Source organism: Ruegeria sp. BF12 (assembly GCF_056538705.1).
On sequence record NZ_JBQFTP010000006.1, the window covers coordinates 131,005 to 154,260 of the forward strand.

Consider the following 23,256-nt stretch of genomic DNA (forward strand, 5'->3'; position numbering starts at 1 on the left):
TCCTTACCGCGCGTTTCACAGAGCCAGCTTGATCAGGGCGAACAGCCCGGCAGCTATCAATGTGTAGCCAAACGCCGCGACGGCCATGAGGCTCAGCTTTTCTGCAACACCGTGGACATAGTCTTCGATCGCAACCTGCGTCTCACGTACCAGGTGGATGATGACGACGACCATTGTCAGTCCCGTCACAATCGCCGGGAAGGGACGGCTGTAATAGGCCAGAACTTCCTCGTAGGATCTGCCCAACCCGTTTGCGAAGACGAAAACAAACAGCGGTACAAGAAAGACAAGAGCCGCCGAGCTGACCATCATCTGCCAGTGGTGATGTGTGCCTTCTCCGCCGGCACCGGTTCCCTGCGCGCGTTTGCGGTCAGTGAGATAATTCATCGCCATTCTCCTTAAACCGCAATTGCCGTGATGAATGCGAGGACGGTTGCCAGCACCAACATGCCGATCCCCAGCTTTTCGGAGATCCGGACATCTACGCAATATCCCAGATCCCAGATCACGTGGCGCAAGCGGCCCAGCATGTGATAGAAGATCGCCCAGGTCGCGGCGAACATCACCAGATCACCCAACCAGCTTCTCATCAGCCCGTCGATGAAGTTGAATGCCGTCTCGGATGTTGCGGCTGCCAGGAACCACCAGACGACAAAGAATGCGATCACAAGTGACGCAATGCCGGTGATCCGCACAAGGATCGACGTCACCGAGGTCAGCTGCGGGCGATAGATCGTAAGATGAGGTGAAAGAGGGCGATTGCCCCGATTTACATCGGCCATGTTGGCTCCTTTACGGTTGGCTTCCGAAGGTTTTACCGTTTTTTGCGGTTCTGTCACGTGCTGCAGATGCAAAAAAGCCGATAATTGACGCAAAATGACGGATATTTGCAAATTGTGATCACACAAAATAAACACGTGATCACAAATACAATCCACCCCCAGGAATGTTAGCGCCTGCAGTTCCGAATCTGCAATGCGACTACTTTAATTCAGCGGTTTGCTGGGTCACTTCCCTCAACAATTTCTTACGAATACGTTCGGGATAGTCGGCGAATCCCGAGGCTGAAACGACAAAGGCACCCTCACCAACGATGACGTTTTCAAAGAAATACGCGGTCAGATCCGGTTCGCTTTCCTCGATTGCGATTGCGTTCACCGTCACCCCCCGCGTCCGCAGAATTCTGTGCACTTCCGATGGCTCGACCCCTTCGTTGGACACCCCATCGCCCGATATATCAATCAGGTGCCTTGTGCAGTGAGAGACCTCATCGAAGCTGGACATGGTCATTTCCAGCGCCTCGCCAATCGCAGTGGAGAAGTTGCGCCAGACCCTTGGATCGCGGGCCACTTTGTCGGCAAACTGATCAATCGCCTCGAAACTGTCGATACGCGTCCACGGGACCGTGACTTTTTGCCGAGACGACCCGGTCCATTGCACGAGCATCACGTGGGCCTGCCCACGCACAAGCGCCTCGGACACGATCGGATCGCGCAACCCGGCAGCAAGGCCGTCCATCTGGATCCGATATTCGGTGGAATCAACTGAGCCGGAAACATCCACGGCCAAGGCCAAAGCCAGATCGCACGCATAAGCAGGTGGCGTCAGGCAAAGGCAGGCAGCTATTGAGCGAAACAGGTCCATGAACGCAGCCTAGCACGATTGTCACTGGCTGCGTTCAAATGAATGTCAGCGCGGGCGTCAGATCGGCATCAAAGCCCAATAATCCAGATCAAGCAAAACGTTCGGCAGGTATCGACCTTCCTCGTTTTTAAGCTCGAATGGCTCTCCGCCCTTGGTGGCAACCAGCCGCAGTCGCACCGCGCCAACGCCCGGCACATTGGTTTCCGCTTTGTCCAGAACCTCGGACCAGGCCTTGATAGTGTCGCCCGAAAAGCAGGGGTTGGCGTGTGCGCCGCCGTTCAGGCCGACGATCATTTGCGCATTTGCCAGACCGTTGAACGACAGGGTCCGCGCCATTGAAATCACATGACCGCCATAGATCAGGCGACCATCCGGGCGGAAGGTCAGGTCGAAATGCACCTTGGCAGTGTTCTGCCACAAGCGTGTGGCTAGCATATGCTCGGCTTCTTCGACGGTGACGCCATCGACGTGATCAATGGTCTCTCCGATCTCGTAGTCGCCCCAGCGATGCGCGTCACCCGCCTGCGCATAGTCGTACTGCGAGAAATCGAGCCCCTCCGGCACCACCAGATCCTGTGGGGCCAATACTTTTTTCAACTCGGGCACAACGGTTTCGGGCGCAGGCGCATCCACTTCCGATTTCCGCACCATGACCCAGCGCACGTACTCGATAACAACCTCATCACGTTGGTTCAGACCGCGCGTACGGACCCAAACAACACCCGTCTTTCCGTTCGAGTTCTGTTTCAGGCCAATGACCTCGGATTCCGAGCGCAGCGTGTCGCCGGGATAGACCGGCTTAAGCCAGCGGCCCTCGGCATAGCCCAGATTGGCCACCGCATTCAGCGAGACATCTGGTACGGTCTTGCCAAACACGACATGAAACGCCGCCAGATCATCAATCGGGCTCTGCGGCAGACCACAATTCCGGGCGAACTCGTCCGAGGAGTAAAGCGCGTGTCGCGCTGGGTAGAGCGCATGGTACAGCGCCCGCTCGCCATTGGTCACCGTCCGCGGCACCGCATGGTGCAGGACCTGACCTATGGAGTAATCCTCGAAAAAGCGGCCCGGATTGGTTTTTGCCATTATTGCTGTCCCAGTTTCATGTCAGGTGAATAGTCGGCCTCGACCTCTTTGGTCACAGCCTGTGCGCAGCGCATCATGCGGCTGTTTTCGTCATAAGCGTAGGATGGGTCGCCATACAGCTCCCACCCTTTTGCCAGCGCATCTGACACTTTGTGGCAGAAAGCGGATGTGTCTTCCTCGGTCAACAGACGATAAAGTTTTGCCATGATGTCAAATCCTTACGAAGGGAACGGAGACGGACCGACCAACCCGTGAATGTATCCGATAACGCCCAGCAGCACGATCGAGGCCACAAAGAACATTGCGTCCTTGCCATAGGTTCCGGCTTCGCCGGGCGTCCAGTCGGGCTCGGCGCGGTTGATTGTGATCACCTCGACCACGGCCCAAGCCAGAAGGCCACCAAAGAGGATGATCGAGGCCAGATCGCCATTAACCAGCAAATGCGCGAAAGCCCACAACTTAAACCCGCCCAGCATTGGGTGGCGGACTTTGTTCAGCAATCGTCCTTTGGTTCCGGCGGGGCTCATCATGAAGATCGCGATCAACACCAGCAGGTTGTTGATGTGAATCATGAAGCTCGGCGGTGCCCAGACGTAGATGAAATCGGTCATACGATAACCGAAGATCATCAACAGGATCGACGCCACCAGCGCCAGCGCGACCGCGCCCTTGCCTGCGTCGCCCATTGCCGCGCGCTGCGCTGGCATCACGCGTTTGAACAGATGTGCGGCCCACCATAGTGCCACACCAAGAATGAGAAGAACAAAGCCCATGCTGGCTTACCCCGCTTGCAAAGCTGTAATCGCCTCCGCTTTTGCCAGAATTTCTCGGGCAGTTACAACGTGCAGGTTTTCAACGATTTTGCCGTCGACCACGGCAACGCCCTGCCCTTGCGCTTCGACCTCTTCGAACGCGGCGATCTGGCGGCGGGCCAGATCAATCTCAGTCTCGGAGGGCGCATAGGCTGCGTTGGTCACGTCGACCTGCGCGGGGTGGATCAACGTTTTGCCGTCAAAGCCCATGTCGCGGCCCTGCGCGCATTCGGCGGCCAGACCTTCAGCGTCTTTAAATGCATTATATACGCCGTCGACGATGATCAGCCCCTCGGCCTTCGCAGCCAGCAGGCACAGGCCCAACGAGGTCATCAGCGGCAGGCGATCCGGACGGAAGCGCGTTTGCAGTTCCTTGGCCAGATCGTTGGTTCCCATGACAAAGCCTGCCATTAACGGATGGGCGGCGATCTCGGCGGCGTTCAGCATCCCGCGCGGGGTTTCCATCATCGCCCAGATCGGCAGGTCTCTGGTAATGGCAGCCAACGCGTCCACATCCGCAGCAGAATTCACCTTAGGCAGCAGAACAACGTCGGCGTCCATCTCACGCACAGCCTCGGCATCGGCGCGGCCCCACTCGGTGTCCAGCCCGTTGATGCGGACAATCTTAACCCGCTCGCCATAGCCACCCGCAGCCAGAGCCGCCTTGAGCGTTTCACGCGCATTATCCTTTTCGTCAGCGGCCACCGCGTCTTCGAGGTCAAAGATGATTGCGTCCACAGGCAAAGAGCGGGCCTTATCCAGCGCCCGGTCTTTTGAACCGGGGATATACAAAACAGAGCGATAGGGGCGCTGGCGCGGGTCCATTGGCTTCTCCCAGAGAAATAAAGTTGCGCGGAATGGGGCATTTTTTGTCGGAAAGTTCAAGCGCAAAATCGCCGCATTGCAGCATTTACGACGCAACGTGCGCTCACTTAACCGAATTTCGGCCTCCGGTCTCCACCCTGATCGCAGGTGGAATCGGAAAGGTTCAGAGATGAAAAAGACGCTGTACAAGATGACAATGGGCCTGGGAATCATGGTTTTGGCCGCGCAACAGGTTCACGCTCGCAACTGTGCGCCGCGTCATGAGGTTGTAAAACGGCTGACCGAGACCTACGGCGAAACGCGTCAAGGTATGGGCATCGCACGCCAGGGCGCCGTGATGGAGGTCTACGCTTCGAAACAAAGTGGTAGCTGGACCATCACGGTGACGCTCCCCGACGGGATGACATGCCTTGTGGCATTGGGACAGACCTATCAAGCGATGGCTGAAGCCTTACCGGCAAATGTCTGATCAGGTCAGCGCGTCCCAGATCAGTTTGCTGCCAGTCAGGGTCAGCAGAACATAGGCAATGCCGAAGAACACGCGTTCGGGCAGCATGAAATGCGCCCGGACGCCCAGCCAGGCACCAAGAACTGCGAAGGGTGCCAACAATAGATCAGCCCACGCAGTGTGCCATGTGAACATGCCGAGATACGCATAGGGCACAAATTTCGCGATGTTGATGACCCAAAAGACCAGAACTGTACTGGCCTGAAACTCGGTTTTCGACAGGCGCTGCGACAGTAGATACACGGCGGCGGGCGGACCGCCCGCATGGCTGACAAAGCTGGTGAACCCGGCGACAAGGCCCGCAAACAACCCGGCAGGCGGCGGAAGGCGATTAGCAAAACCACGAACCCAGCCGTTAGTCTGGGCGACATGCCACACGACAAAACCTACTGAAATGCAGCCAATAAGCAGGCGCAGCAGATCGTCATCCGTGGCGCGGAACAACCACGCCCCCAGAACTACGCCCGGAATGGCACCCAGCATCAGAAGGCGTGAATCCGGCCAGCTCCAGCGTTTCCAGTAGGGTCCAAGGGTGGCGACATCGATCACCATGAGGATTGGCAACATCAGGGCAAGCGCCTGCCCGGGATCCAATATCAAAGCCAGAATCGAAGAGGACGCAAAGGCCACGCCCGAGCCAAACCCGCCCTTAGAGATACCAGCAAAGATCACCGCCGGGATCGCCACAGCAAAAAACATCAGGTTCAATTCGAACATGCGGCGTCCCGGTTTAGGCTTGTGTCACTGGCCGTTTAGCGCAATCAGACCGGCCTGCGCAAACTGTATGCGGTTGCATGCCGCGCCGCTGAACCCTTGCGCGAACGCCATTTACCGAATAGCACAACCGCGATTCCAATTCCGACCGGAGATTTTCCAAATGGCCAGACCCAAGATTGCGCTGATCGGCGCGGGGAACATCGGCGGCACGCTTGCGCACCTCGCAGCTGTCAAAGAACTGGGTGACGTTGTCCTGTTCGACATCGCAGACGGACTGCCGCAGGGCAAGGCGCTCGACATCGCTGAATCCGGCCCTTCGGAAGGGTTCGACGCCGCTATGTCCGGCACCAGTGACTATGCCGATATCGCAGGCGCGGACGTCTGCATCGTGACCGCTGGCGTAGCCCGCAAACCGGGCATGAGCCGCGATGACCTGCTGGGCATTAACCTGAAAGTCATGAAGTCGGTTGGCGAAGGCATCGCAGCCCACGCACCCGACGCGTTCGTGATCTGCATCACCAACCCGCTGGACGCGATGGTGTGGGCTCTGCGCGAATTCTCGGGCCTGCCGCACAACAAAGTCTGCGGCATGGCAGGCGTTCTGGACTCGGCTCGTTTCGCACACTTCCTGTCGGAAGAGTTCAACGTTTCTATGCGCGACGTCACCGCCTTCGTTCTGGGCGGCCACGGCGATACCATGGTTCCTTCGGTTCGTTACTCGACCGTTGCTGGTATCCCGCTGCCCGATCTGGTCGAGATGGGCTGGACCACGCAGGACAAGCTGGACGCTATCGTTCAGCGTACCCGTGACGGCGGCGCCGAGATCGTTGGCCTGCTGAAAACCGGTTCTGCCTACTACGCGCCTGCGACTTCGGCGATCGAAATGGCCGAAGCGTATCTGAAAGACCAGAAACGCGTTCTGCCTTGCGCCGCCTATTGCAGCGGCGAGCTGGGAGTCGACGGCCTCTATGTCGGCGTTCCAACCGTGATCGGCGCCGGTGGTGTTGAGCGTATCGTCGACATCAAGCTGAACGAAGACGAACAGGCTGGCTTCGACAACTCGGTCAACGCCGTTAAGGGCCTGATCGAAGCTTGCAAGGGCATCGACGCCTCTCTGGCCTGATCTACCTGTTGCCAAACAATGGAACCCGGTTCACCGTAAGGTGGGCTGGGTTTTGTTTTGGATAATTGCTATGTCGCCTCAGGGTTTTGTAATTGCTGCTAGCGGTGAGCAGTACATAGAAACCGCGGTTGAAGCAGCGGTGTCGCTGAAGGCTGCGATGCCCGATGTTCTGGTCGACCTGTTCACCGATATCGAAGGCGCACCCGGAACCGAAGTGTTCGACCAGACCCACTTGCTGGAGAAAAGTTGGTTCCGCCCCAAGTTCGAAAGCCTCGTGCGGTCACGGTTCGACAAAACGGTCTATCTGGATGCCGATGTCCGGTGCCTGGCCGATATGTCCGACATCTTCACTGTTCTCGACCGCTTCGACATTGCGATGGTGCACGATCCTCTGCGTAATTCACCGCATGCGCAACGCATTTGGAAAACCGCCCTGCCCAACGCCTTTCCGCATCTGAACGGTGGCCTCGTTGGTATTCAGGCGTCAGACAGCGTTCTGGAGTTTCTGAGCGACGTGCAGGAGACGATCATCGCCGAAGATCTGAATTCCGATCAGGCTCTGATCCGTGAGAAACTCTTCGACAGCGACCTTCGTCTGGCCGTTTTGCCTCCGGAATACAATTTCCTCGACTACCGGCAAGCCGAGATGTTCGGTTTTTTGCACAGCGCCCCGCGCCTGCTGCACCACTACAAATTTCACAGCCGACATGACAAACGTCTCGATAGCGCGCGCTCGGTTGTTGGACTGGTTGGGCCCGATCTCGAACGCCACTTGCGCGCGTTGATCGCGGCAGATGCCCAATTGACACCGGGAACGACGAAAAAGGTGCGCCCATTGGTCGACAAAGGCGTGCTGGGCAAGTTGCGTAAACTGATTATGGCGGTCAAAAAGGGAATCGTGCGCTTGCGACGCAGCTAGGATTTAGTTTAGCGCTAGCTGAAATCTGTCTTTATTCTAAAGGGCGTTGACCGCAACGAATCAAGAGACGGTCCCCTCACGCATTTTGTGATCACACGCGAAAAAACTGTGATCACAAACAGTGAAAATCTTCGTGAAATACCGCTCTCCTTTCAAAAAAGCCTTTAAACTTGCCCCCTACAAACCCCTATAACGGTTTAATCGTAGTCAGACAGGACAGTTTCGATGAACATTCACGAATATCAGGCCAAAGCGCTTCTTCGCAGCTATGGCGCTCCGGTCTCCGAAGGTCGCGCGGTTCTGCGCGCCGAGGAAGCCAAAACCGCAGCCGGTGAACTGGATGGCCCTCTGTGGGTTGTCAAAGCACAGATCCACGCAGGTGGCCGCGGCAAAGGCTCGTTCAAAGAGGCCGACGCCGGTGAAAAGGGCGGTGTCCGTCTGACGAAATCGGTCGAAGAGGCCGCCCAAGAAGCCAAGAAGATGCTGGGCCGCACTCTAGTCACCCATCAGACCGGCCCCGCAGGCAAGCAGGTTAACCGTATCTATATCGAGGCCGGTTCGGGTATCGAGCGCGAGCTGTACCTGGCTCTGCTGGTTGACCGCCAGACCAGCCGCATCTCGTTCGTGTGCTCGACCGAGGGCGGCATGGACATCGAAGAAGTGGCCGCAGCGACGCCCGAGAAAATCCTGTCCTTCTCGGTCGATCCCGCGACAGGCTATCAGCCCTATCACGGCCGCCGCATCGCGTTCTCGCTGGGTCTGGAAGGCGCGCAGGTCAAGCAATGCGTCAAACTGATGAGCCAGCTCTATGCAGCCTTCGTCGAGAAGGACATGGAAATGCTGGAGATCAACCCTCTGATCATTTCGGACAAGGGCGACCTCAAGGTGCTGGACGCCAAGGTCGGCTTTGACGGCAACGCGGTTTACCGCCACCCCGACATCGCCGAACTGCGCGACACGACCGAGGAAGACCCCAAGGAACTGGAAGCCAGCAAATACGACCTGAACTACATCGCGCTGGATGGTGAGATCGGCTGCATGGTCAACGGTGCGGGTCTTGCAATGGCGACGATGGACATCATCAAGCTGTATGGTGCCGAGCCTGCCAACTTCCTCGACGTGGGCGGCGGCGCCACCAAAGAGAAAGTGACCGAGGCGTTCAAGATCATCACCTCGGACCCACAGGTCAAAGGCATTCTGGTCAACATCTTCGGCGGCATCATGCGCTGTGACGTCATCGCCGAGGGCGTTGTCGCCGCGGTGAAAGAGGTCGGTCTCAAGGTTCCGCTGGTCGTGCGCCTGGAAGGCACAAATGTCGAGAAAGGCAAAGAGATCATCAACACCTCTGGCCTGGACGTGATCGCGGCGGACAACCTGAAAGACGGTGCCGAGAAGATCGTGAAGGCCGTGAAGGGCTAAGCCCAATTCCGTGGAGTGGGTTTCGCCCCACTATTCCGAAGAATTCTGGCAGGCCTTGGCCCGCCTAAAACAGGAGAACGCCAAATGGCAGTCCTCATCGACGAAAATACCAAAGTGATCTGTCAGGGCTTTACCGGCTCGCAGGGCACATTCCACAGCGAACAGGCCATCGCCTATGGCACCAAGATGGTTGGCGGTGTGACCCCAGGCAAAGGCGGGATGACCCATCTCGACCTACCCGTGTTCAACTCGGTTCACGAAGCCAAGCATGTGACCGAAGCCAACGCGAGCGTGATCTATGTGCCACCGCCCTTCGCAGCGGACTCGATCCTCGAAGCGATCGATGCCGAGATGGAAGTGATCGTCTGCATCACCGAAGGCATCCCGGTTCTGGACATGATGAAAGTGAAGCGCGCGCTGGAAGACAGCAAATCGCGCCTAATCGGCCCGAACTGCCCCGGTGTCATCACGCCCGACGCCTGCAAGATCGGCATCATGCCCGGCCACATCCACAAGCGCGGCTCGGTCGGCGTTGTCTCGCGCTCGGGTACCCTGACCTATGAGGCCGTCAAGCAGACCACCGATGTGGGTCTGGGCCAGTCCACCTGCGTCGGCATCGGTGGCGACCCGATCAAGGGCACCGAGCATATCGACGTGCTGGAATGGTTCCTGGCCGATGACGAAACCGAGTCGATCATCATGATCGGTGAAATCGGTGGCTCGGCCGAGGAAGAAGCCGCACAGTTCCTAGCGGATGAGGCCAAGAAGGGTCGCAAGAAGCCGACCGCCGGTTTCATCGCAGGCCGCACAGCCCCTCCGGGCCGCCGCATGGGCCACGCGGGCGCGATCGTCGCCGGTGGCAAAGGTGGTGCCGAGGACAAGATCGAAGCCATGCGCTCGGCTGGTATCGTCGTGGCCGAAAGCCCGGCGCAGCTGGGTGAGGCTGTGTTGGAAGCGATTGGGTAAACACTCAATGCCAAAGAGTACGCAAGCATTCAATTTGACGAGGGCAGCCTTTGGGTCGGCCTTTGGATGCTTGCGTACAGTTTTCTTTTCTGCATTTTTTTCAGCGTTGAGCAGCGTTGCAACGGCTGAAGAGTTTTCGCTATCCGAACTAGAAACCTTGATCGACCTTTGCGTCGATGAAACCGATCTAAACTTTGAAAATCGTCCCGGTCTGCGGTCGCTAGACAGCAACTCCAAGTTTTCGGAAGTGCTATTGGACGAAGCCGAGCAATTCGCTGAAACGAGTAAAGCAAAATTATTGTTTCCAGAGGTAAGATGGCTCTTTGATCCTGAAGTCAGCAACAGTCTTCGGGCAGATATTCCCGAAGCAATGGCCAGAAAACTCCAACTTGATCTGGCTTTGGAGTACAACCTCAAAAATGTTAGGCGGCAGATTGAAGCCCACGCCAAGCTGAAAAGCTCTAATTCGCGCGATGGAGAGTGGAATGACTTTGGCATCGTTGGAGGCAGCGCTTGGTGGTATTCGAAAGAGGTCTCCGTCATTTGGAAAGACAGCGGGTTTATTGTCCCCGGCTCAGTTTGCGAAATTTTTGGCGTACCTGCTCAAATTGCGCGAAAATTTGTGGATGGCACAGAATGGCGCTTCGAAACCGAGAACCGGGGGCCTTTCACCTTATATACCGCGACAAAGAAGGCGTTCGCTCCCACGTCTCGAACGCTTGTCAGGTTAATTACTGGTGTTGGGAAGAAGCACCGTCTTCCTTCAGCCATAGTTGCGGCGATAGAGATCGAACCGGGGTTCGCGTCGGAAACGGATTCGGGCGAATGGGTTATCATAGTATCGGACAGCAGATATCATGACCTTCTCTGACGCCATACGCACCTGTTTCTCCAAGTTCTTCACCTTCTCGGGTCGTGCCTCGCGGCCCGAATACTGGTTCTTTTTCCTGTTCATCGTGATCTGGAACATCATCGCCGGGATCATTGACTGGCAGTTTTTCACGCAAGTCTCGGTCAGCCCGAGCGATGAGGTGAAATCCGTCACTGCCACGTCCTCTGCGCCGGTGCAAAGCATCGTCGGCCTGATCGTCTTTTTCCCGCATCTGGCCGTCGCGTGGCGGCGGATGCATGATACCGGGCGCAGCGGGCTTTACGCTCTGTTGCCGATCCTGCTGATCGTCGGGGCCGCTGGTGTTCTGATCTTTGGCATTGGCCTTGCCTCCAGTTTTCAGCACGGCGGCAATCTGGACATCCTGTTCACCCGCGCCACTTTGCTGGTCGTCCTTCCGACACTGCTTGTTTTGTTTGTGTCGCCCCTCCTGGTTCTGTGGTGGCTGACCCGCCCCAGCCAACCAGGCACCAACCAATACGGTCCCAACCCACATGAGGTAGCCCAATGACCGAACATACGCCCAACTCTGCCTTTCATGCCTCAAGCTTTATGCAGGGGCACAATGCGGAATATCTGGAGCAGCTCTATGCCCAGTATACCAAGGACCCGAACGCGGTGGATGCCGCCTGGGTCGAATTCTTTCGGGCGATGGGTGACGCCACACCGGATGTGCAGCGCGAGGCTGAAGGGCCGTCCTGGGCGCGGAGCGACTGGCCTCCGATGCCAGCGGATGACCTGACGGGCGCGTTGACGGGCGAATGGGCCGAGATTGACGCCAAGGCGGCGGGCAAGAAGATCAAGGACAAAGCGGCGGACAAAGGCGTCGCGGTCAGCGAAGATCAGGTCAAACGCGCAGTGCTGGACAGCCTGCGGGCCCTGATGCTGATCCGGGCTTATCGGATCCGCGGCCATCTGGCCGCCAATCTGGATCCGCTGGGTATGCGCGCCGCCAGCACACACCCCGAGCTGGACCCCAAGACCTATGGCTTTACCGAAGCCGACATGGACCGGCCGATCTTTATCGACAACGTGCTGGGCTTACAGATGGCCAGTATGCGCCAGATCGTCGAGATCGTGAAGCGGACCTACTGCGGTACATTTGCGCTGCAATACATGCATATCTCTGATCCCGAACAGGCCGCGTGGCTGAAAGAGCGGATCGAAGGCTACGGCAAGGAAATCGCCTTCACCAAGGAAGGCCGCAAGGCGATCCTGAACAAGATGGTCGAGGCCGAAGGTTTCGAAAAGTTCCTGCACGTCAAATATATGGGCACCAAGCGGTTCGGTCTGGACGGCGGTGAGGCCCTGATCCCCGCGATGGAGCAGATCATCAAGCGCGGCGGCGCCTTGGGGATCAAGGACATCGTCATCGGGATGCCGCACCGGGGCCGTCTGAATATCCTGGCCAACGTGATGAGCAAACCTTACCGCGCGATCTTCAACGAATTCCAGGGCGGCAGCTTCAAGCCCGAGGATGTGGACGGGTCGGGCGACGTAAAATACCACCTTGGCGCGTCCAGCGATCGCGAATTCGACGGCAATAGCGTGCACCTATCTCTGACTGCGAACCCCTCGCACCTTGAGGCGGTGAACCCGGTGGTTCTGGGCAAGGTCCGCGCCAAGCAGGATCAGCTGAACGACACGGACCGTACCGCGGTGATGGGCATCCTGCTGCATGGCGACGCGGCCTTTGCCGGCCAAGGTGTAGTGGCCGAAGGCTTCGGCCTGTCGGGTTTGCGCGGTCACAAGACCGGTGGCACCATGCATATCGTGGTCAACAACCAGATCGGTTTCACCACCGCGCCGCACTTCTCGCGCTCCAGCCCGTATCCCACCGATATCGCGCTGATGGTCGAGGCACCGATCTTCCACGTGAACGGCGACGACCCCGAGGCCGTGGTCCACGCCGCCAAGGTCGCGACCGAGTTCCGTCAGAAGTTCCACAAGGACGTGGTCATCGACATCTTCTGCTATCGCCGGTTTGGTCACAACGAGGGCGACGAGCCCATGTTCACCAACCCGATCATGTACAAGAAGATCAAGACACATAAGACTACGCTGTCTCTGTACACCGAACGCCTGGTCAAGGATGGCCTGATTCCGGAAGGTGAGATCGAGGACATGAAAGCCGCCTTCCAAGCGCATCTGAACGATGAGTTCGAAGCCGGCAAGGATTACAAGCCCAATAAGGCCGACTGGCTGGACGGGCGCTGGTCGCATTTGGACAAGAACAAAGAAGAATACGTGCGCGGCGAAACCGCGATCACTCCTGACACTCTGGCCGAGATCGGCAAGGCTCTGACGCACGCGCCTGAGGACGTTGCCTTGCACAAGACTGTGGGTCGTCTGCTGGATCACAAGAAACAGATGTTCGACAACGGAAAGGGCTTTGACTGGGCGACCGGTGAAGCGCTGGCCTTTGGCTCTTTGCTGACCGAAGGCTTCCCGGTTCGCCTGTCCGGTCAGGACGCGACACGCGGCACGTTCAGCCAACGCCACTCGGGCTTTGTGCACCAGGAAAACGAAGAGCGGTATTACCCACTGAACAACATCCGCGAAGGTCAGTCGAAGTACGAAGTCATCGACTCGATGCTGTCCGAGTATGCAGTGTTGGGCTTCGAATACGGCTACTCACTGGCAGAACCCAATGCACTGACCCTGTGGGAGGCGCAGTTCGGCGACTTCGCCAACGGCGCACAGATCATGTTCGACCAGTTCATCAGTTCGGGCGAAAGCAAGTGGCTGCGGATGTCCGGTCTGGTCACCCTGCTGCCGCACGGTTTCGAAGGGCAAGGCCCCGAGCACAGCTCGGCCCGTCTGGAACGGTTCCTGCAGATGTGCGGTCAGGACAACTGGATCGTGGCAAACTGTACGACGCCTGCGAACTACTTCCACATCCTGCGCCGTCAGCTGCATCGCACGTTCCGTAAGCCGCTGATTCTGGTGACTCCAAAATCGCTGCTGCGTCACAAATTGGCGGTCAGCACGGCCGACGATTTTACCACCGGCTCCAGTTTCCACCGGGTGTTGTGGGATGACGCGCAAAAGGGCAATTCGGACACCAAGCTGGTCAAGGATGACAAGATCAAGCGCGTCGTAATGTGTTCCGGCAAGGTCTATTATGACCTTCTGGAAGAACGTGACGCACGTGGTATCGACGACGTCTATCTGCTGCGGATCGAGCAGTTTTATCCCTTCCCGGCGCATTCGCTGATCAACGAACTTGAACGTTTCAAGGGCGCAGAGATGATCTGGTGTCAGGAAGAACCCAAGAACCAGGGTGCCTGGACCTTTATCGAGCCGAACATCGAGTGGGTTCTGACGCGCATCGGTGCCAAGCATACACGGCCGCACTATGTCGGCCGCGCCACATCGGCTTCACCCGCGACGGGTCTGGCCAGCCAACACAAAGCCCAACAAGAAGCGCTGGTCGACGAAGCGCTGAGCATTGAAGGAAAATAATCGATGTCCATTGAAGTTCGAGTTCCCACGCTTGGCGAATCGGTCACCGAAGCCACGGTTGCGACATGGTTCAAGAAACCCGGCGACGCCGTTGCCGTGGACGAAATGCTCTGTGAGTTGGAGACCGACAAGGTCACCGTCGAAGTCCCCTCGCCCACCGCTGGCGTGATGGGCGAGATCGTCGCCGCCGAAGGTGAAACCGTTGGTGTTGATGCGCTGCTGGCGACCATTGCTGCTGGTGAAGGCGCCGCGCCCACCCCTGCAGCTGCCCCGGCCCCGGCGGCTGCGGCGGAACCAGCCGCCTCCGGCGGAAGTGTCGACGTTATGGTGCCTACGCTAGGCGAATCCGTGACCGAGGCCACCGTTTCAACATGGTTCAAGCAAGTTGGCGACAGCGTCGCGCAGGACGAAATGCTATGCGAACTGGAAACCGACAAGGTTTCGGTCGAAGTTCCTTCTCCGGCTGCGGGCGTACTGGCTGAAATCGTGGCACCCGAAGGAGCCACAGTGGATGCGACGGCCAAGCTGGCTGTCATCTCCGACGCGGCGGCAGGAGCAGCAGCGGCCCCGGCGGCCGCTTCAGCAGCACCGGCAACGGCGGCCAGCACCGGCAAGGACGTTGCCAACGCGCCGTCCGCCGAGAAAGCCATGGCAGAGGCTGGTCTTTCGGCAGATCAGGTTACCGGCACTGGTCGCGATGGCCGCATCATGAAAGAAGACGTGGCCCGCGCGGTTGCAACGGCAGCGGCCCCGGCGCCTGCTGCAGCAGCACCCGCGCCCGCCGCACCGACACCGCGCGCTCCGGTCGCGGCAGAAGATGCATCGCGTGAGGAACGCGTGCGCATGACCCGTCTGCGCCAGACCATCGCTAAGCGTCTGAAAGATGCTCAAAACACCGCCGCGATCCTGACCACCTATAACGAGGTGGACATGACTGAAGTGATGGCTTTGCGCAATCAGTACAAGGACCAGTTCGAGAAGAAGCACGGCGTCCGTCTGGGCTTTATGTCCTTCTTCACCAAGGCTTGCTGCCACGCGCTGAAAGAGGTTCCCGAGGTCAACGCTGAGATTGACGGCACCGACATCGTCTACAAGAACTTCGTACACATGGGCGTTGCTGCCGGTACACCGCAGGGTCTGGTGGTTCCCGTCATCCGTGACGCCGACAGCATGTCCTTTGCCGCCATCGAAAAAGCGATCGCCGAAAAGGGCAGACGTGCCCGCGACGGCAAATTGTCCATGGCGGAAATGCAGGGCGGCACCTTCACCATCTCGAACGGTGGTGTCTATGGCTCGCTGATGTCCTCGCCGATTCTGAACCCCCCGCAGTCGGGTATTCTGGGCATGCACAAGATTCAGGACCGTCCGATGGTCATCAATGGTGAGATCAAGATCCGCCCGATGATGTATCTGGCGCTGTCCTATGACCACCGGATCGTGGACGGCAAAGGCGCCGTGACGTTCCTTGTCCGTGTAAAAGAGGCGCTGGAAGACCCGCGCCGCTTGCTGATGGATCTGTAATCATGGCGACACATGTACTCTGGCAGGCCGATGTGGCCGATTTCGATGCCTGGCTGAAAGTGTTCCGCGAGGACAAGCCGATGAGAGAGGCCGCGGGCATCCGCGACCTCCACATCTGGAAAGACCCGGATCAGAAAGATCACGCGGTTGCCATGTTCGAAGTTGCGGATCTGGACCGGGCCCAGGACTTTATGGAGTCTGAAGAGCTGGCCATGCACCACGAACGCGGTGGTGTGGCGCATATCCAGGTCAAGGTACTTCAACCTGTTTGATATTGGGTTCTGCGCCCCGGCTGGGGGGCGCAGAACCTACTGGTAACCTGATGCCTTTGGCGAACTCAAAGGAACCCCCCGGATGAACACGGAATTGACCGTCTTGTCCCTTGCCGCATTGCTTTGGGTCGCACAATTCGTGGCCTATCTGGTTGCCGGGCATGGGAAGATTGACCTTGGTCATGCCATCGGCCCCCGCGATGTACCTTTTGACAAGCCGGGGGTTTCCGGACGCTTGCACCGCGCTCTTTGCAATCACACCGAAGGCTTGGTTCTTTTTGGAATTGCTGCGCTTGTTCTGACGGTTTCCGGCCAGTCGAATAGTTTCACCGCCACCTGCAGCTGGGTCTATCTGATTGCCCGGCTTCTCTACGCTCCCGCCTACGCATTCGGATGGACGCCTTGGCGGACCGTAATCTGGATCGTCGGACTGGCGGCTACCACTGCAATGCTGCTGGCTACGCTTCTTTGATTCCGTCGCCAGCATAGATTAACAAAATGGGGAACGGCCCCGGCGCAAATAAAAACTGTCGCCATCCCCGCAAACGATAAGGACCTGACATATGGCAAACTATGACGTTATCGTAATCGGATCCGGCCCCGGCGGCTATGTCTGCGCCATCCGTTGCGCTCAGCTGGGCCTGAAAACCGCCTGTGTCGAAGGACGTGACACGCTTGGCGGCACCTGCCTGAACGTGGGCTGCATCCCCTCAAAGGCACTGTTGCACGCGTCGCATCAGCTGCATGAGGCCGAGCATAACTTTGCCAAGATGGGCCTGAAAGGCAAAAGCCCCTCGGTCGATTGGAAGCAGATGCAGGCCTACAAGCAGGAAACGATCGACGGCAACACCAAGGGTATCGAATTCCTGTTCAAAAAGAACAAGATCGACTGGTTGAAGGGCTGGGGTTCGATTCCTGCCGCCGGTCAGGTCAAGGTGGGGGATGAGATCCACACTGCTAAGAACATCATCATCGCTTCCGGGTCCGAGCCGTCCTCACTGCCCGGTGTTGAAGTCGACGAAAAGGTCGTCGTGACCTCGACCGGTGCGCTGTCGCTGGGCAAGATCCCGAAGAAGATGGTGGTCATCGGCGCGGGCGTGATCGGGCTGGAACTGGGCTCAGTCTATCAGCGATTGGGGGCCGAGGTTACGGTGATCGAATTCCTCGACGCAATCACTCCGGGCATGGACCCCGAAGTGCAGAAGACCTTCCAGCGTATTCTCAAGAAGCAGGGCCTGAAATTCGTCATGGGCGCGGCGGTTCAAAAGACCGAGGCGACCAAGACAAAGGCAAAAGTGACTTACAAGCTGCGTAAAGATGACAGCGAGCATGTGATAGACGCCGATACCGTGCTGGTCGCAACGGGCCGCAAACCCTACTCGGACGGTCTGGGTCTTGAGGCTCTGGGCGTCGAGATGTCGCCGCGAGGTCAGATCAAGGTTGGTGCCGACTGGCAAACCAACGTTCCGGGTATCTATGCAATTGGTGACGTAATTGACGGCCCGATGCTCGCCCATAAGGCCGAAGATGAAGGTATGGCCGCAGCCGAGCAAGTGGCAGGCAAGCATGGCCATGTGAACTATGGCGTCATCCCGGGTGTGATCTACACGTGGCCCGAGGTCGCCAATGTCGGCGAAACCGAAGAGACGCTGAAAGAACAAGGCCGCGCCTACAAGGTCGGCAAGTTCATGTTCATGGGCAACGGCCGCGCCAAGGCGAACTTGATGACGGACGGGTTTGTGAAAATCCTGGCCGACAAAGAGACGGACCGCATTCTGGGCTGTCACATTATCGGCCCAGCTGCGGGTGAACTGATCCACGAGGTCTGTGTGGCAATGGAGTTCGGTGCCTCGGCCGAAGATCTGGCTCTGACCTGTCATGCCCACCCAACCTATTCCGAGGCCGTACGCGAGGCCGCTTTGGCCTGTGGTGATGGGCCAATCCACAGCTGATAAGTTGACCCCGGCGGCCTTCAGCTGGCCGGGGTCAACCACGCATCAAGATAGATTTCCAATCTGTCCTTAAAGCTCTGGGATTCGTGCAGGGCGCAAAATTTCAACGACATCGACTGAATGGCGAAAGCCTGAACGCCCTCGGCCAGCAGGTCGGTGGAAATGTCTTTGCGGACTTTGGCGGTTTCCAGCCAGCCGGCGACCATGCGCACGTAACGTTCAAAGCACTGCGCGATCGGACCCACTTCGACGATTGCCGCAGCGCCTGAATAGCGAATGATCAGGTCAAACACGTATCGCTCCGAAGTCATGAATGTATGGATTGGTTCCAGCGCGGTTGCGATTTCCGGTGCCGTATGCGGAACTGGCCCCTGCTCGACCTGGTCAAAGCAGGCAACCAGCTTTTCTCCAATCAGGCGCTCCATCAAAGCGTCCTTGTCGCGAAAATGCGCGAAGAAGGTACCTTTGGCGACACCTGCTGCCTGAACCACTTCTTCTACCCGAAGCGCCTGATAGCCGTTCTTACGAATAACGTCCTCTGCAGCTTCGATCAGACGTGCGCGCGTTTTGAGGGTTCGTTTTTGAATTGTCTTTTGCATACACCCTGTTCGCATATTTTTTGACCACGGTCAAATTTGATATTGACCGTGGTCATTTTTTTAGCCTACAAAATGACCACGGTCACTTTTAGGAGATTCCCGATGCAAACTAAGAAAATACTGATCCTCGACGGACACCCCGGCGAAACCAGCCTGTCCCGTACTTTTGCCGAAACCTATGCCGATGCCGCGCGACAAAAGGGGCATGATGTACGCATGATCCATCTGAGCGAATTGCAGTTCGACCATGACTTTGGTCAGGGCAACTACGAAGATTTCAAACCGCTGGAGCCGGTGTTGGAGCACGTGCTTCAGGACCTGGAATGGAGCGAACACCTGGTTCTGACAGCACCGATGTGGTGGGGTGGCCTGCCCGCCAAACTGAAAGGTTTGATCGACCGGACATTCATCCCCGGGCGAACCTTCGACACACGGAACACGACCAAGATCGGCTTTCCGGCACCAATGCTGACCGGGCGCACGGCCCGGGTCATCCTGACATCGGACACGCCCGGCTGGTTCATGCGTCTGATTTACCGGCAAGCTCTGATCCGGCAGGTTCGCGACCAGATTCTGGGATTTGTCGGCTTCAAACCAACGCGGTTCACCTATTTCGCAGGTGCCAGCTATCCAAAACCCGGCAGCGTGGAGCGTTGGATTTCAAAGGTGGCCAAGATCGGCGCTGCGGCGGCCTGATCGCGGTGCTTACCACATTGTCTTCTCGGCGCGCGCGCCCCATTCCCGATCATAGCGCGCGCCACCTTCCTCACCATCGGACGCCTCGGCAAGGATTTCACCCACGGTGGGCAGATGTTCCGTCTCATCCCCGCTCGTCCAGGTGCGCGCTCGCATCAGCGCGCGAGCGCATTGCGTGTAAACCTCAGAGATCTCTATGACGATGACAGTAGCCGGGCGTTTGCCCTGCTTTTCAAACCGGGCTCGCAAGGAATCGTCGGTAGTAACGCGAGCGGCTCCATTCAGGCGCACCACATTGTTCGAACCCGGCACCATGAACATCAGCGACACTCGCGGATCGCGCACGATATTCCGCAAGCTGTCCAGCCGGTTGTTTCCGCGCCAATCCGGCATCGCCAGCGTTTGCGGATCAAGCTCCAGAACAACCGGGCCGTCATCGCCGCGCGGGCTGCTATCAACGCCCTCGGGGCCCACGGTAGAAAGCACGCACAGACGCGAGGCCATAATCCATTTGCGATAAAGCGGCGTCAGATGCCGCGCCACCTTTCGCAGCGAAGGCGCACCGGGCTTGCCGTACAGAGCTTCGAGCGTTTCGATGTCCTTAACGAATTCCATCCGGATCAAACCCCACTTCGCGCATCAACTCATTGGACCGCGTTTCGATAACGTCTTCGAGGCGCCCAAGAAATGCATTCCGTGCGATCCCCGGTTCGATTGGATCCAAAAAATCGACGATCGCCAGACCGGGTTTGCGCATCACCCCCGTCCGGGGCCAGAACACACCGGCGTTTGTGGCAACAGGAACGCAGGGAAAACCCAACCCCTCGTACAGAACCGCAGTCCCGACCTTGTACGGTTTATTCACCCCGGGCGCGACGCGCGTACCCTGCGGATAAATCACCAACTGACCAGGTTCCGAAAACTCTTTGGCCACGTCCTTGACCATCTTGGCCACTGCTGCACCCTTTTTGCCGCGATCGACCGGAATGCAGCCAAGGCGGCGGGCATAGAGGCCGATGATCGGCGTCCACAGCAACTCCTTCTTCATGATGAATTTACCGTGTGGAATGGCGTCGAAGATCATGATGATATCGAGGAACGACTGATGCTTGGCTCCGATCACGACCTCGTCGACAGGTGCCGTTCCACGCACTTCGCATCGGATACCCACCATCCATCCAGCCATCCAGATCGTCGTGCGCGCATATGTCTTGCAGGCCTGCAAGGCCCCGCGTTTGTTGAACAACGCATAAGGAGCAAACACGATACCCAGTATCAGCATCCACGCATAAATCACGATCATGAAGATCAATGAGCGGACCCATTGGATCGCTGTAGCCATCAGGAAAGCTCCTTTAATTTACGCGCTGCGGCTGTCCATGTGGCCAAAAACGCCACCGCAGCCCCCAGCAGGGGTATCAGCGCAGGCAACAGCCAGCCACCCCCCTGAAATCCCAACCCGGTCAGAAAGCCGCCCTCTTCCGCGGCTTCGGGCAATAGCAAAACGCCGGTCATGCCGAACAGCACCCCAACCAGAGAGCCAAAGAACGCACGGTAGGTGAAACGACGTACAAATGCACTGGCGATAAAACGGTCACGGGCTCCGACAAGGCGCAGCACCTCGATAATCTGCGCGTTGGCGGCAAGGGATGCATTGGCGGCTAGCGTGATCATGGCCGCCGTTGCGCCACCGATCAGCAGAATGGACACCCAGCCCAACCGCCGCAGTGAGGTCGCCGCATCCACCAGCGGTTCGCGCCAGCGCGAATGGTCGTCCAGCACGGCCCCCGGCACCTCTGCCCCCAGTCGCAGGCGCAGACCTGCAGCATCCAGACCCGGCGCACCCTCTACGATTTCAATCAGTTGTGGAACCGGCAGCGTGTCCAAGGGCAGATCGGGACCAAACCACGGAGACAGCAGGGCGACCTGTTCTTCCGCGCTTAACGCGCGGGCCGAAGCGACACCGGGCGTTTGGGCCAGAACTGTCAGCGCGGCCTCGGTCTGGGCGGCAAGCTGTTCAGCTGGCGCATTGATACGCAGTGTGGCGGCCCCGGCCAGTTCCGATGCCCAGCGGTCCGCAAGACGGCCCGACGCCAATGACAACGCAAGCGCAAAAACGGCCAGAAACGCCATCGCGCCCGCCACGAATAATGTCAGTTGCGCCGTATAGCCCGACGGCGGCACAACCCTGTCGGCGCGCTTGTCCCGGGTTAGCATGCTGCGGATGGTTCCCTTGCTCATAGGTCCGCCCCCGCCAGTTGAATCTGGCGCTGCGAAATACGCAAGACGCGGGCCTGAACCTGACTTTTTGTGGCTCGGATCAGGCTGAGGTCATGGGTCGCGATCAACACGGTCTTACCCATCTTGTTCAGTTCGACCAGCAGCCGCAGAAGGCGCTGAGACATCTCCCAATCGACATTGCCGGTCGGTTCATCTGCCAACACAACGTCCGGTGACAGGATCACCGCACGCGCCAGCGCCGCGCGTTGACGTTCGCCGCCAGACAGCTCGGGTGGGAGCGCATCAAGCCGTGTGCCCAGCCCCACCCAGCTCAGCAACTCCAGCAGGTCCTCTTTCTGGGCGTTCTCACCTTTTCCTGAAACCATCAGCGGCAGAGAGACGTTTTCGGCCAGGGTCATGTGATCCAGGAAACGACAATCCTGATGCACGACCCCGATCCGGCGTCGCAGCAATGCCATCTGGTCGCGGTCAAGGCGCGCAATGTCCTGTTCAAAGGCATTCAACCGCCCCGACGTGGGCAACAACGCACCGTAGCACAGCTTGAGCAGAGTGGTCTTTCCCGCACCGGACGGCCCGGTCAGAAAGTGGAACGAACCCGGCTGCAACTGAAGCGACACATCGCTCAGCAATTCACCATCACCATAGGTGTAGCTGACGTTTTCCAGCTCGATCACAGGGCCCCCCGTTCTTGTTGCCGCTCTTCTTGCCCGAGCGCGGTCGTGGTTTCAATGCCTGCACCGGGTCGAATTGGTGACACTTGCCGTGTGAAACCGAAAACACCCTTTGCGGTCAGGTCTTAACGGAATATCATCCCTGAAAAAACTATTATCAGGTCGACACCCCGACCGGGAGGCAGCATGCGTCTTACTTGTCCGAATTGTGGCGCTCAGTACGAAGTACCAGACGAGGTCATTCCCGAGGAAGGCCGCGATGTGCAGTGTTCCAACTGCGAAAAGACCTGGTTCCAGGCAAAGCATCCCGAAACTGAGGCTGAACCGGTAAAAACGGAACCTGCAGCGCCAGTTGCTGAACCCGCGGAAAAGGCTGCAAAGCAGGAACCAGAAGAAAAGCCCGCTGAAGACCCCAAACCAGCGCCCGAGCCCGCCGAGGCATCCTCGACCGGGAATGTCGATCCCGCTGTCGCCAATATCCTCAAAGAGGAAGCCGAACGTGAGGCTGGCCTGCGCGCGCAAGAGGGCGGTAGCCTTGAGACGCAGACAGATTTGGCCCTGGACGCTCCGCCCGAAGCGGAAAAAGTCGCCAAGGACCTGATCGCCACAGAAACCGCCAAGGATTCAGGTCAGAAGGACGCGTTGCCGGATGTCGAGGCGATCAATTCCAGCCTGCGCAGCGACGAACCCATATCGGAAGTGGAAGAGGATGAGCCTCTGCCGCGTAAATCCGGAGGCTTCCGGCGCGGATTTCTTTTGGTCCTGATTATCGGTGTGGTCCTGTTTCTGATCTACGGCAATGCCCAAAAGATCTCCGAAGCGGTTCCGCAGGCCGATCCAGTGCTGAACAGCTATGTCTCGCTGGTCGATCAGGCGCGCGTCTGGCTTGAGACGCAGGCCGGTACCAGCACGACATCGAACTGACGGAAGC

The 23,256-nt window shown here is 58.2% G+C and carries 27 protein-coding genes; 14 read left to right on the forward strand and 13 right to left on the reverse strand.

Annotated elements, in window-relative coordinates:
* Positions 1-15: 15 nt before the first annotated feature.
* From sdhD to ACR0J0_RS11730, 7 genes are all read right to left on the reverse strand, one after another.
* Positions 16-387, reverse strand: coding sequence for a succinate dehydrogenase, hydrophobic membrane anchor protein (gene sdhD / locus ACR0J0_RS11700; protein ID WP_480664124.1), 372 nt, complete (start codon positions 385-387; stop codon positions 16-18).
* Between the two features lie 11 nt (positions 388-398).
* On the reverse strand, positions 399-782 hold the full coding sequence (gene sdhC / locus ACR0J0_RS11705; RefSeq protein ID WP_480664126.1) for a succinate dehydrogenase, cytochrome b556 subunit: 384 nt from the start codon (positions 780-782) through the stop codon (positions 399-401).
* Between the two features lie 199 nt (positions 783-981).
* Positions 982-1,644 carry a DUF1194 domain-containing protein gene (locus tag ACR0J0_RS11710; RefSeq protein ID WP_480664128.1) on the reverse strand — a complete coding sequence of 221 codons (663 nt, stop codon included), beginning with the start codon at positions 1,642-1,644 and terminating at the stop codon, positions 982-984.
* A 57-nt stretch (positions 1,645-1,701) separates the two neighbouring features.
* Positions 1,702-2,730 (reverse strand): MaoC family dehydratase, encoded by a 1,029-nt coding sequence (locus tag ACR0J0_RS11715; RefSeq protein WP_480664130.1) that lies wholly within the window; start codon positions 2,728-2,730, stop codon positions 1,702-1,704.
* Entirely contained in the window at positions 2,730-2,936 is a 207-nt protein-coding gene (locus tag ACR0J0_RS11720) for a DUF1737 domain-containing protein (RefSeq protein WP_170332370.1), read from the reverse strand. The genes ACR0J0_RS11715 and ACR0J0_RS11720 overlap by 1 nt, the downstream gene beginning before the upstream one ends.
* Before the next feature lie 12 nt (positions 2,937-2,948).
* Positions 2,949-3,503 (reverse strand): NnrU family protein, encoded by a 555-nt coding sequence (locus ACR0J0_RS11725; RefSeq protein ID WP_480664133.1) that lies wholly within the window; start codon positions 3,501-3,503, stop codon positions 2,949-2,951.
* A gap of 6 nt (positions 3,504-3,509) precedes the next feature.
* Positions 3,510-4,367 (reverse strand): HpcH/HpaI aldolase/citrate lyase family protein, encoded by an 858-nt coding sequence (locus tag ACR0J0_RS11730; RefSeq protein WP_480664135.1) that lies wholly within the window; start codon positions 4,365-4,367, stop codon positions 3,510-3,512.
* A gap of 169 nt (positions 4,368-4,536) precedes the next feature.
* On the opposite strand from ACR0J0_RS11730, the gene ACR0J0_RS11735 reads away from it, so the two are divergent.
* A complete protein-coding gene (locus ACR0J0_RS11735) occupies positions 4,537-4,836 on the forward strand; it encodes a hypothetical protein (protein WP_480664137.1) in 300 nt (99 codons plus the stop codon).
* On the opposite strand, the gene ACR0J0_RS11740 is transcribed toward ACR0J0_RS11735, so the two are convergent.
* Entirely contained in the window at positions 4,837-5,592 is a 756-nt protein-coding gene (locus ACR0J0_RS11740; protein WP_480664139.1) for a sulfite exporter TauE/SafE family protein, read from the reverse strand.
* A 160-nt stretch (positions 5,593-5,752) separates the two neighbouring features.
* Between ACR0J0_RS11740 and mdh the strand changes: the two genes are divergently transcribed.
* The 11 genes from mdh to lpdA all read left to right on the forward strand — a co-directional run bounded on the left by mdh (position 5,753) and on the right by lpdA (position 18,118).
* Entirely contained in the window at positions 5,753-6,715 is a 963-nt protein-coding gene (gene mdh / locus ACR0J0_RS11745; protein ID WP_170427021.1) for a malate dehydrogenase, read from the forward strand.
* Positions 6,716-6,785: 70 nt separating this feature from the next.
* Positions 6,786-7,634 (forward strand): hypothetical protein, encoded by an 849-nt coding sequence (locus tag ACR0J0_RS11750; RefSeq protein ID WP_480664141.1) that lies wholly within the window; start codon positions 6,786-6,788, stop codon positions 7,632-7,634.
* A gap of 225 nt (positions 7,635-7,859) precedes the next feature.
* Positions 7,860-9,053, forward strand: coding sequence for an ADP-forming succinate--CoA ligase subunit beta (gene sucC / locus ACR0J0_RS11755; RefSeq protein ID WP_480664143.1), 1,194 nt, complete (start codon positions 7,860-7,862; stop codon positions 9,051-9,053).
* 84 nt (positions 9,054-9,137) lie between these two features.
* Complete coding sequence (sucD, locus tag ACR0J0_RS11760; protein ID WP_480664145.1) at positions 9,138-10,019, forward strand: succinate--CoA ligase subunit alpha; 882 nt, start codon at positions 9,138-9,140, stop codon at positions 10,017-10,019.
* A 7-nt stretch (positions 10,020-10,026) separates the two neighbouring features.
* Complete coding sequence (locus ACR0J0_RS11765) at positions 10,027-10,890, forward strand: hypothetical protein (RefSeq protein WP_480664147.1); 864 nt, start codon at positions 10,027-10,029, stop codon at positions 10,888-10,890.
* Positions 10,877-11,419 carry a DUF805 domain-containing protein gene (locus tag ACR0J0_RS11770; RefSeq protein ID WP_480664149.1) on the forward strand — a complete coding sequence of 181 codons (543 nt, stop codon included), beginning with the start codon at positions 10,877-10,879 and terminating at the stop codon, positions 11,417-11,419. The genes ACR0J0_RS11765 and ACR0J0_RS11770 overlap by 14 nt, the downstream gene beginning before the upstream one ends.
* Entirely contained in the window at positions 11,416-14,373 is a 2,958-nt protein-coding gene (locus tag ACR0J0_RS11775; RefSeq protein WP_480664151.1) for a 2-oxoglutarate dehydrogenase E1 component, read from the forward strand. The genes ACR0J0_RS11770 and ACR0J0_RS11775 overlap by 4 nt, the downstream gene beginning before the upstream one ends.
* Positions 14,374-14,376: 3 nt before the next feature.
* The gene (odhB, locus tag ACR0J0_RS11780; RefSeq protein ID WP_480664153.1) at positions 14,377-15,894 is read left to right on the forward strand and encodes a 2-oxoglutarate dehydrogenase complex dihydrolipoyllysine-residue succinyltransferase; all 1,518 of its coding nucleotides are present in this window, start codon (positions 14,377-14,379) and stop codon (positions 15,892-15,894) included.
* A 2-nt stretch (positions 15,895-15,896) separates the two neighbouring features.
* Entirely contained in the window at positions 15,897-16,166 is a 270-nt protein-coding gene (locus tag ACR0J0_RS11785; RefSeq protein ID WP_480664155.1) for a hypothetical protein, read from the forward strand.
* Positions 16,167-16,248: 82 nt separating this feature from the next.
* On the forward strand, positions 16,249-16,638 hold the full coding sequence (locus tag ACR0J0_RS11790; RefSeq protein WP_480664157.1) for an MAPEG family protein: 390 nt from the start codon (positions 16,249-16,251) through the stop codon (positions 16,636-16,638).
* Positions 16,639-16,729: 91 nt separating this feature from the next.
* Positions 16,730-18,118, forward strand: coding sequence for a dihydrolipoyl dehydrogenase (gene lpdA, locus ACR0J0_RS11795; RefSeq protein ID WP_480664159.1), 1,389 nt, complete (start codon positions 16,730-16,732; stop codon positions 18,116-18,118).
* 20 nt (positions 18,119-18,138) lie between these two features.
* On the opposite strand, the gene ACR0J0_RS11800 is transcribed toward lpdA, so the two are convergent.
* Entirely contained in the window at positions 18,139-18,717 is a 579-nt protein-coding gene (locus ACR0J0_RS11800) for a TetR/AcrR family transcriptional regulator (protein WP_480664161.1), read from the reverse strand.
* A gap of 102 nt (positions 18,718-18,819) precedes the next feature.
* Here ACR0J0_RS11800 and ACR0J0_RS11805 point away from each other — a divergent pair, with 102 nt between their 5' ends.
* Entirely contained in the window at positions 18,820-19,413 is a 594-nt protein-coding gene (locus ACR0J0_RS11805; RefSeq protein ID WP_480664163.1) for an NAD(P)H-dependent oxidoreductase, read from the forward strand.
* A 9-nt stretch (positions 19,414-19,422) separates the two neighbouring features.
* On the opposite strand, the gene ACR0J0_RS11810 is transcribed toward ACR0J0_RS11805, so the two are convergent.
* Genes ACR0J0_RS11810 through ACR0J0_RS11825 form a run of 4 tightly spaced genes read right to left on the reverse strand, consistent with a single transcriptional unit; the run spans position 19,423 to position 22,328 of the window.
* Positions 19,423-20,028: a pyridoxamine 5'-phosphate oxidase family protein gene (locus ACR0J0_RS11810; protein WP_480664165.1), complete on the reverse strand. Its 606-nt coding sequence runs from the start codon at positions 20,026-20,028 to the stop codon at positions 19,423-19,425.
* Positions 20,015-20,755, reverse strand: coding sequence for a lysophospholipid acyltransferase family protein (locus ACR0J0_RS11815; RefSeq protein WP_480664167.1), 741 nt, complete (start codon positions 20,753-20,755; stop codon positions 20,015-20,017). Before ACR0J0_RS11815 ends, ACR0J0_RS11810 begins: the two co-directional genes overlap by 14 nt.
* Positions 20,755-21,654 carry a cell division protein FtsX gene (locus ACR0J0_RS11820; protein ID WP_480664169.1) on the reverse strand — a complete coding sequence of 300 codons (900 nt, stop codon included), beginning with the start codon at positions 21,652-21,654 and terminating at the stop codon, positions 20,755-20,757. The genes ACR0J0_RS11815 and ACR0J0_RS11820 overlap by 1 nt, the downstream gene beginning before the upstream one ends.
* Positions 21,651-22,328, reverse strand: a complete 678-nt coding sequence (locus tag ACR0J0_RS11825) for a cell division ATP-binding protein FtsE (protein ID WP_480664171.1) — start codon at positions 22,326-22,328, stop codon at positions 21,651-21,653. The genes ACR0J0_RS11820 and ACR0J0_RS11825 overlap by 4 nt, the downstream gene beginning before the upstream one ends.
* 183 nt (positions 22,329-22,511) lie before the next feature.
* On the opposite strand from ACR0J0_RS11825, the gene ACR0J0_RS11830 reads away from it, so the two are divergent.
* Positions 22,512-23,249 (forward strand): zinc-ribbon domain-containing protein, encoded by a 738-nt coding sequence (locus ACR0J0_RS11830; RefSeq protein ID WP_480664173.1) that lies wholly within the window; start codon positions 22,512-22,514, stop codon positions 23,247-23,249.
* The last annotated feature ends 7 nt before the right edge of the window (positions 23,250-23,256 follow it).